This window comes from Promicromonospora soli (genome assembly GCF_014653785.1).
Taxonomy (GTDB): Bacteria; Actinomycetota; Actinomycetes; order Actinomycetales; family Cellulomonadaceae; genus Promicromonospora; species Promicromonospora soli.
This window is the reverse complement of record NZ_BNAS01000005.1, coordinates 233,149-241,354: the sequence shown is the minus strand read 5'-3', so window position 1 is coordinate 241,354 and position 8,206 is coordinate 233,149. Positions and strand designations below refer to the sequence as shown.

9 protein-coding genes and 1 pseudogene are annotated in these 8,206 nt (G+C 71.1%); 6 read left to right on the top strand and 4 right to left on the bottom strand.

Annotated elements, in window-relative coordinates:
- Positions 1-101: 101 nt before the first annotated feature.
- Genes IE250_RS17290 through IE250_RS17280 form a run of 3 tightly spaced genes read left to right on the top strand, consistent with a single transcriptional unit; the run spans position 102 to position 1,295 of the window.
- The gene (locus IE250_RS17290; protein ID WP_229872549.1) at positions 102-548 is read left to right on the top strand and encodes an ArsR/SmtB family transcription factor; all 447 of its coding nucleotides are present in this window, start codon (positions 102-104) and stop codon (positions 546-548) included.
- Positions 545-1,024, top strand: a complete 480-nt coding sequence (locus IE250_RS17285) for an SRPBCC family protein (protein WP_189670527.1) — start codon at positions 545-547, stop codon at positions 1,022-1,024. The genes IE250_RS17290 and IE250_RS17285 overlap by 4 nt, the downstream gene beginning before the upstream one ends.
- A gap of 34 nt (positions 1,025-1,058) precedes the next feature.
- Positions 1,059-1,295: a hypothetical protein gene (locus IE250_RS17280; RefSeq protein WP_189670737.1), complete on the top strand. Its 237-nt coding sequence runs from the start codon at positions 1,059-1,061 to the stop codon at positions 1,293-1,295.
- 146 nt (positions 1,296-1,441) lie between these two features.
- Here IE250_RS17280 and mscL read toward each other — a convergent pair whose 3' ends face one another.
- Positions 1,442-1,870, bottom strand: a complete 429-nt coding sequence (gene mscL, locus IE250_RS17275) for a large conductance mechanosensitive channel protein MscL (RefSeq protein ID WP_189670526.1) — start codon at positions 1,868-1,870, stop codon at positions 1,442-1,444.
- Between the two features lie 160 nt (positions 1,871-2,030).
- Positions 2,031-2,846 carry an RcpC/CpaB family pilus assembly protein gene (locus tag IE250_RS17270; protein ID WP_189670525.1) on the bottom strand — a complete coding sequence of 272 codons (816 nt, stop codon included), beginning with the start codon at positions 2,844-2,846 and terminating at the stop codon, positions 2,031-2,033.
- Positions 2,847-3,405: 559 nt separating this feature from the next.
- On the opposite strand from IE250_RS17270, the gene IE250_RS24985 reads away from it, so the two are divergent.
- A complete protein-coding gene (locus IE250_RS24985) occupies positions 3,406-3,594 on the top strand; it encodes a hypothetical protein (RefSeq protein WP_308434162.1) in 189 nt (62 codons plus the stop codon).
- A gap of 14 nt (positions 3,595-3,608) precedes the next feature.
- Here IE250_RS24985 and IE250_RS24980 read toward each other — a convergent pair.
- Positions 3,609-3,749, bottom strand: a pseudogene (locus IE250_RS24980) (FmdB family zinc ribbon protein); the annotation flags it as partial.
- 320 nt (positions 3,750-4,069) lie between these two features.
- Between IE250_RS24980 and IE250_RS17260 the strand changes: the two are divergent.
- Positions 4,070-6,613 carry a penicillin acylase family protein gene (locus tag IE250_RS17260; protein ID WP_189670710.1) on the top strand — a complete coding sequence of 848 codons (2,544 nt, stop codon included), beginning with the start codon at positions 4,070-4,072 and terminating at the stop codon, positions 6,611-6,613.
- 90 nt (positions 6,614-6,703) lie between these two features.
- Here IE250_RS17260 and IE250_RS17255 read toward each other — a convergent pair whose 3' ends face one another.
- Positions 6,704-7,348 carry a 5-formyltetrahydrofolate cyclo-ligase gene (locus IE250_RS17255; RefSeq protein WP_229872548.1) on the bottom strand — a complete coding sequence of 215 codons (645 nt, stop codon included), beginning with the start codon at positions 7,346-7,348 and terminating at the stop codon, positions 6,704-6,706.
- 227 nt (positions 7,349-7,575) lie between these two features.
- Here IE250_RS17255 and IE250_RS17250 point away from each other — a divergent pair, with 227 nt between their 5' ends.
- Positions 7,576-8,187, top strand: a complete 612-nt coding sequence (locus IE250_RS17250) for a GNAT family N-acetyltransferase (RefSeq protein ID WP_189670523.1) — start codon at positions 7,576-7,578, stop codon at positions 8,185-8,187.
- The last annotated feature ends 19 nt before the right edge of the window (positions 8,188-8,206 follow it).

The following is an 8,206-nucleotide window of genomic DNA, read 5'->3' as shown; positions in this document are numbered from 1 at the left end:
CGATCTCGAGGCAACCGACCGAGGTCACGTTTCGTGCCGCGCAACCGACCGAACTCGATCTGAGGTTGCGGCCGTTAATGGTTAGTTGTAACTTACCGTTCGTGGGAACTTACCGAACGATGGCCCGGCGAGCGGACGCCGGCCCGGGCCCTGGGCGGGGCGCCGGCCGGGACGCCAGGCGCGGCGAGCAGCAGCTCGACGCGCTGGGCGACGCCCGGCGTCGCGACATAGTCGCCCTGCTGGCAGACGGCGCAGTGTCCGTGGGAGAGCTTGCGGATCGGCTGCCGATCAGCCGGCCCGCGGTGTCGCAGCACCTCAAGGTGCTGAAGGAGGCCGGGCTCGTCCGCGATCACGCGGAGGGAACGCGGCGGCTCTATGGCCTTGATCCGAGCGGGCCGGCCGACGTGCGGGCCTACCTCGACCGTTTCTGGAGCAATCATCTGGCCGCCTTCGCCGAGTACGTCGGCGAGGACGCCGTCCGACGGCGGAGCGGTGCCCCGTCCGACAAGGCGGGGCGCGGCGACGAATCCGAGAGGGACCGATCATGAGCGAGACCCAGGCTTACGCGCCCGTCGTGGCGGAGGTGACCGTGCCCGCCGGCCTGGCGCGGGCGTTCGAGCTGTACACCGTGGAGCAGGCGGCGTGGCTCTTCGAAGGGCACTGGCTCGGGGACGAGCGGCCCGCGGCGATCGTGTTCGAGCCGACCGCGGGCGGCCGCTGGTACGAGCGGCAGCCCGACGGCACCGAGTGCGACTGGGGCCGGGTGCTCGAATGGGGCGCCCCCGGCCGGCTCGTGCTCGCATGGATGCTGGACGGCGACTGGCGGTTCGACCCGGACGGAGAGCGGGCGAGCCGCATCGAGGTGACGTTCACCGAGGTCGGACCCGACCAGACCGTGCTGCGCCTGGTGCACACCGGGTTCGAGGCGCACGGCGAGGGCGGCGGCTCGATCCACCGCGGCGTCGGCTCCGCGACCGGATGGCAGGCCTCCCTGGACGCGCTGGTGGCGTTCGCCACGGCCTGACTGAACGCGGGCCGCGCAGGGCGACAATGGTCCGGTGAGCGAGTCCGTGAACAAGCCGGCCGACCCGGCACCGATCGACGCCGCCCCTCGACGGCGGGGTCCCCGGCGTGCCGTGCGGCGCGGGACCGAACGCGAGGCCGTGCTGGGCGTGAGTGCCGACGAGCGCCCGGCCGGCTGGGGCGAGGGATCCGACGGCGGAGCCGCACCCGACGCGGGTCACAGCTCCAACGACGAGCAGCTCAGGCGGGATGTCCCGCCGCACTGGGGCTGACGGCTCGGTGGTCGAGCCTGTCGAGACCGCGTGCCGCATCATCGCCGAGACGTCAGGGGTCGGTAGAAGACCAGGTGACTGGCAGCCCGAACTGCCGGTCACCTGACCTTTTGCCGATCGCCGCCCGCGAAGGGCGACGGAGGAGCTCAGCTCGACTGCGAGTCGGCCCGCACGCCGGCCTGGGCGCGCAGCAGGTCGCGGATCTCGGTGAGCAGGACGACGTCCTCGGCGAGGGACTCCTCGACGGTGGGCTCGTCCGCGCGCTTGCGCAGCGCCGAGAGCCGCCTCACGGGAACAATCACGAAGAAGTAGATCGCACCCGCGATCAGCAGGAACATGATCAGGCCTTGGATGAACAGGCCGATCGGGAACACCGTGGACCCGCCCTGCCAGTTCGGGACGCTGAACCTGATACCGGAAAAGTTGGGAGCGCCGATGAGCCACCCGATGAGCGGCATGATGAAGCCCTTGACCAGGCCGTCGATCACTCCGGAAAACGCAGCGCCGACGACGACAGCGACCGCGAGGTCGAGCACGTTGCCGCGCGTGATGAATTCCTTGAAGCCCTGAAACATCGTTGGGGTCCCCTGAAGTTGTTCCGAATGGTCGCGGGCTGCCGGGACCGGCCCGGGCAGGATTCTGCGATTGCCCAGGGCATTTCGCACGTCGAACAGGACATTCGGCCGAATTGGCAGCGCCGGTCGCCAGTATGCCCGAACCTTCCCCGCCGAATTCCTACGGCACCAGCACCGCCGTCACCGATCCCCAGCCGGAGACCGACGACAGCTCCGGGGCGTCCCGCGGGCTCACCGCGACCAGCGTGACGGGCCGGTCGCCGTCCGACACCGGACCTAGCAGCCCGCCCGATCCCTCCGGCTCGCGCTCCGCCGGGACGGGCAGGACCAGCGCACTCCGGGCGAGGTACTGGGGTGGAGCAGCCCCCGGCTCGCTGCCCGACGTCGTTCCCGCGAGCAGGTCCACCCGGTCGCCGGGGCGCAGCAGGGCGGCGACCGCGTCGTCGGACAGGCGAACCGGGACCACTACCGTGCCGCGGGGGGCCGCGGCAGAGACACCGCCGTCGGAGACGAGGGTGGTGTGCAACGGCGCTCCCGCCGGCAGCCCGACGACGGCCGCGCGGCCCAGCAGGTCCCGCACCGAGTGCACGGCGCCGGGCGGGGCGAGGTCGGCGGCGATCGCGCGCAGGACGACGTCGTCCCGGCCGAGCTCGGTGCCGGCCGCGATGGGACGCGCGGTGACCGCGACGTCGACGGTCGGGGGCGGCGGCGGGCGCAGGAGGTGCACCGTCAGGGCGATCGCGAGGCCGAACACTGCGGCGGCGAGTGCGAAGCGCCAGCGCCACGCGACGCGCCGCACCCGGCGGAGCGCGGCCGAACGAGGCCGGCCCTGCCGGGGCAGGAGTGCGGTGAGCGCCGTGCGCGACCCCGCGGGCGGCGGCGTTCTGTTCGTCCGGCCCCATGGCGTGGGCGCGCCGGAGCCCGGCGGCGAACCGTGGCGCGCGGCCGGCTCGGCGATCGTGTCGAGAAGTCCCATGCCGGCACGTTATGCAGCCAGGCGGGCCTGCGGGGCCGCCGTCGGGCAACCTGTGCACGACGGCGGGAAGACGCCGCCTGTGGTCGGGCTCGCGCCGTTGGAAGCGCGTCGACCGGGTCGGTGCAACCGGCGAAGAGATAGTTGCCGGCGGGCGGAGGGAGGGGCCTCGGGGATGAGCGCTGTGGGCGATAGGTCGGTCGGCCTCATGCAAGGCGCCGCCTTCAGAGACGAGCACCCAGCAAGGTGCCGCTCGCGGCGCGTGCGACTTCGGTCCGTTGTGTCTGCGTTTCGCGCGAGATCGGCCCGTTGCCTCGAGATCGGTCCATCGATGGACCGATCTCGAAGCAACGGACCGAACCCAGCGCGGCCGGGCTACCAAGGGACCGAACTCAGCATGCCGGGGCCAGCAAGTGACCGATTTCAGCGCGCCGGGGCCACCAAGTGACCGAGTTCGCCGGGGCCGCGGCCGGGGCCACCAAAGGACCGAAACTCACCGCCGCCCGGCCAGCGCCCGACCGAACTCGGGCGCGCCCGAGATCAGGCGGAGGCGGCCTTCGACGTGCTCGATGACGAGGAACCCGAAGAGCTCGAGGAACCCGACGTGCTCGAGGTTCCCGACGACGAGGAACCCGAGCTGTCCGAGGACGTGCTGCTCGACGAACCCGACGACGACGAGTCCGAAGACGACTCCGACTTGCCGGGCTTCACTGTGCTGCTCGTCGACGTGCTGCGCGAGTCGGTGCGGTAGAAACCGGACCCCTTGAAGGTGACGCCCACGGAGCTGAACACCTTTCGCAGCCGGCCCTCGCACTCGGGGCAGAGGGTCAGCGACTCGTCGCTGAACTCCTGGTGGATGTCGAACGCGTGGCCGCAGTCGGCACACCGGTACGCGTAGGTGGGCACGTGCTCTCCTCTTGGACGTCAGGCCGGCCGGGGCATCGCGCGCTCACCGGGACCGTGCCTGGCACTCGGGGTTTCCGAGTGCCAATAGTAACGGTCGGGCGGCGGGGGATAGTCCCAGGATCTCCCGAGGCTGTTCACCGAAGGGCGTTCACTCAAGCCCAGGGGCGGGCGGTAGTCTCCACTGCGTGTCCGCGACCACTTCCGCCGAGCCCTTAGAGCCCGCTGAAACAGCCACCCCCGAAAGTGCGGGACCCGCAAAGCCCCGTCGGACCCGCACGTCCCGTGTTCGCCAGTTCCTGGTCGGCACCGCCGTCATCCTGGTGCTGGTGCTGGTCGCACTGACGACCTTCGGCTGGCTCACCGCTCGGCGTCCGCTCCCGGAGCATTCCGGGACGGTGCAGGTCGAGGGACTCAGCTCGGACGTGCGCGTGAGCCGCGACGCCCAGGGCGTACCGCAGATCTACGCCGACTCCGCCGAGGACCTGTTCCGCGCGCAGGGCTATGTGCACGCGCAGGACCGCTTCTTCGAGATGGACTACCGCCGCCACGTGACCGCCGGCCGGCTGGCCGAGCTCGTGGGCAACAACCCGGACGCGATCCAGGCCGACATGGTCACCCGCACGTTCGGCTGGCGGCACGTCGCGGAGGAGGAGTTCAACATCCTCGACGACACGACCCGGCAGTACCTCCAGTCCTACGCCGACGGCGTGAACGCCTATCTCGCTGACCGCAGCCCCGCCGAGACGGCCGTCGAGTACACGGTGCTCGACGTCAGCGTCGAGGTGAACGAGCCGGAGCCGTGGGACCCGATCGACTCGCTCGCCTGGCTCAAGGCCATGGCCTGGGACCTGCGCGGCAACTACAACGACGAGCTCGACCGGGCCCTGGCCTACAGCACCCTCGGGGACGCGTCGCGGGTCGCGGAGCTGTTCCCGGCGTACTCGGGCACCGGCAATGCGCCGATCCTCGACCCTGCCGAGGCGGGCGTACCGGCGGGGACGCAGCAGACCCCGGCGACCCAGACGGCGTCGGCCAGCGGGGACGTGTACAAGAGCCCGGAACTCTCCGACGCCCTGGACTCGGCACAGCGGGCCCTTGATGCCGTGCCCGTGCAGATCGCGCGCGGTGCGGCCACGGGCTCGAACTCGTGGGCGGTGTCAGGTCAGTACACGGAGTCGGGGAAGCCGCTGCTGGCCAACGACCCGCACCTCGACCTCGCCGCTCCCGGCGTCTGGGCGCAGGTGGGCCTGCACTGCACCCAGGTGGGTCCGGAGTGCCCCTTCGACGTGTCGGGGTTCTCCTTCTCCGGCTTCCCCGGCGTGATCATCGGGCACAACGCCGACGTCTCCTGGGGCTTGACCAACATGGGCGCCGACGTCACCGACTTCTTCATCGAGCGCGTCCGCAACGACACCTACCTGCGCGGCGCGGACAAGTGGGTTCCCATGGAGAAGGAGACCGAGGTGATCCGGGTCGACGGCGGCAGCCCGATCGACCTGGAGGTCCGTCGGACCGTGCACGGCCCGATCGTCTCGTCGGTCATGAACGAGGCGGAGATGGAGGCGGTGCGCAACTCGCCCACCGAGACCGGCACCGAGCTGGGCCAGTACGAGATCTCGCTGCAGTGGACGGCGCTCGAGCCCGGCCACTCCGCCGACGCCGTGTTCGAGATGAACCGTGCGAAGACCCCCGAGGACATGAAGAAGGCGGCCTCGAGGTTCGAGGTCCCGTCGCAGAACATCGTGTTCGCCACGACGGACGGGCACATCGGGTACCAGGCGCCGGGAAAGATCCCGGTGCGGGCCAGCGTCCCCGGTGCTGTGGAGTCCGACGGCACGTGGCCGCGCCCAGGCTGGGACGCCCGCTACGACTGGACCGGCTACGTGGCCCCGGAGCAGATGCCGGGCGTCGTGGACCCCAAGGAAGGCTTCATCGTCGCGGCGAACCAGGCGGTGCTGCCGGCGGGCTCCGGGCCGTTCATCACGCGTGACTGGGACTACGGGTACCGGTCGGAGCGCATCCGCACCCTGCTGAGCGAGCAGATCGCGGAGGGCAGCAAGCTCACGGCCGCCGACATGTCCGAGATCCAGATGGACCAGTGGAGCGTGTTCGCCGAGAGGCTGGTGCCCGTGCTGCTCAAGGTCGAGCTTCCGGCCGGCTACGAGTCGGACGGCCAGGTCCTGCTGGCCGACTGGGACAGCCGTTCCATGGACGCCGACTCCGCCGCCGCGGCCTACTTCGCGGCAGTGTGGCGCAACCTCCTGGAGGCCACCTTCAACGACGAGCTGCCGCAGTCCATGTGGCCCGACGGCGGCAGCCGCTGGCTCGCCGTTGTCCAGGGCATGCTCGACAACCCGAACGACGAGTTCTGGGACGACCAGTCCACCGTCGCCGTCGTGGAGAGCCGCGACCAGGTGCTGAAGGAGGCACTGCTCAGCGCGCGCCAGGACCTCACCGTCGAGCTCGGCAAGGACACCGGCGACTGGGAGTGGGGCACCCTGCACCAGCTCAGGCTGGAGCACCTGGTGCTGGGCGGGTCCGGGATCCCGGCTCCGATCGCCGCGTACATGAACCCGGCGCCGGTCAAGGTCGGGGGTGGCCCGTCGATCGTGAACGCCACGGCGTGGGACGCGGCCAGCGGCAGCTTCGATGTCACGGGCGGCCCGTCGATGCGCATGGTCGTCGACCTCGCGGACCTCGATGCCTCCACCTGGGTCGTCGTGACCGGCACGTCAGCGCATCCGGCCTCCGAGCACTACGACGACCAGCTCGGTGCGTGGGCGGCGGGGGAGACCTTCCCGTGGCCGTTCAGCACCGAGGCGGTCGACGCCGCGCAGGAGGACGAACTGATCCTCACGCCGTGACGGGGGCTGCGGAGCCTGTCGAGACCGGTCTCGACAGGCTCGACCCGCTACAGAACGGGCTCGACCCGCTACAGGAAGCTCGACTACCCGTCAGCCGAGCCAGCGCCACTCCGTGGTGGTCGCCACGGCGTGCACGAGGATGTCGTGCTCCTCGAGCGGCAGCGGGTGGTCCGCGGCGTCGTACACCTCTTCCGGGAAGACGACGGCGACCACCTTCGCGCGCGGGCGCAGGTGGGTGAGCGCGCGGTCGTACCAGCCGCCGCCCTGGCCGAGCCGCACCCCGCGGGTGTCGACGGCGAGGGCGGGCGCCAGGACGACGTCGGCCAGCTTGATGGCATCGGCGCCCAGGGTGGGGCCGCCGGGCTCGGGCGGGCGGCCGGGCGCGCGCTCCAGGAGGTCGTCCGGACCGGTGTAGTCGGCCCAGTCCCGGGCCAGGCCGGCCCCGAGCACCGGGAGCAGCACACGGACGCCGCGGCCCGCGAGGCGGTCCAGGAGCGGCTGCATGCCGGGTTCGGCGCTGCGGGCGGCGTACGCGGCGACGCACCCGGCGTCGCGCACCTCGGGGATCGACTCGATGACGTCGGCGAACGCCTCGGCGGCCTGGGCCCTCTGCCGGGCGGTTCGATGGCCGCGACGCGCGCGGATCGCGCGCCGGAGCTCCTCCTTGGCGTCACCTGTCTCCATGCCGGGTTGGACGGGGTATGGCTGTGGCGTCGGGAGAGAGATGCCGCTCATGACCGCTATTGTGCCAAGACTCCGAGACAAGATTGTTACGAACAGCGCACGAAGAAGGCGAGAACATGACCGAGCGCCTGCTCGACGGGTCCAGGACCACCGAGCGTGGTAGACCCTCTCCAACGCCGGGATTCGTCATGGGACGTGGCAAGGGGCTAAGGATGATGCCGTCGAGCAAGTCGGACGCGCCAGAAGGCGCGACGGGAAAGATTGGTAAGGGGTGGACGGTGGCCAAGCCATGGCCGGTGACACTGCGTGACGACACGCCGGCCGGGACAGTAGTTCTGCGCCCGCTCCGGCGGCGGGATGCGACCGACTGGTCCCGGCTCCGCGCCGAGAACGCGGCATGGCTGGAGCGCTGGGAGGCGACGTCGCCCGGTGCGAACCGATACATCGCCTCGACGTTCGGCGAGTACGTGCGTTCCCTCTCGGCGCAGGCCCGCGCCGGGACCTCCCTGCCGTTCGGCGTGGAGCTCGACGGCGCCCTCGTGGGCCAGCTGACGGTCGCGTCCATCACCTGGGGGTCGATGTGCTCAGCGAGCATCGGTTACTGGGTCAGCCAGAGCGTGGCCGGGCGGGGAGTGATCCCCACGGGCGTGGCGATGGCCACGGACTACGCCTTCTTCCTGGGGCTGCACCGGATCGAGATCAACATCCGGCCCGAGAACAAGCCGAGCCTGCGTGTCGTGGAGAAGCTCGGCCTGCGGGACGAGGGTGTGCGCGAACGCTTCCTGCACATCCAGGGCCAGTGGCGCGACCACCGCTCCTTCGCGATCACCACCGAGGAGGTGCCCGAGGGGCTGCTGGCGCGCTGGCAGCGCCTGCGGGACGCGCCATGACAGCGGGGACACGCCGTGC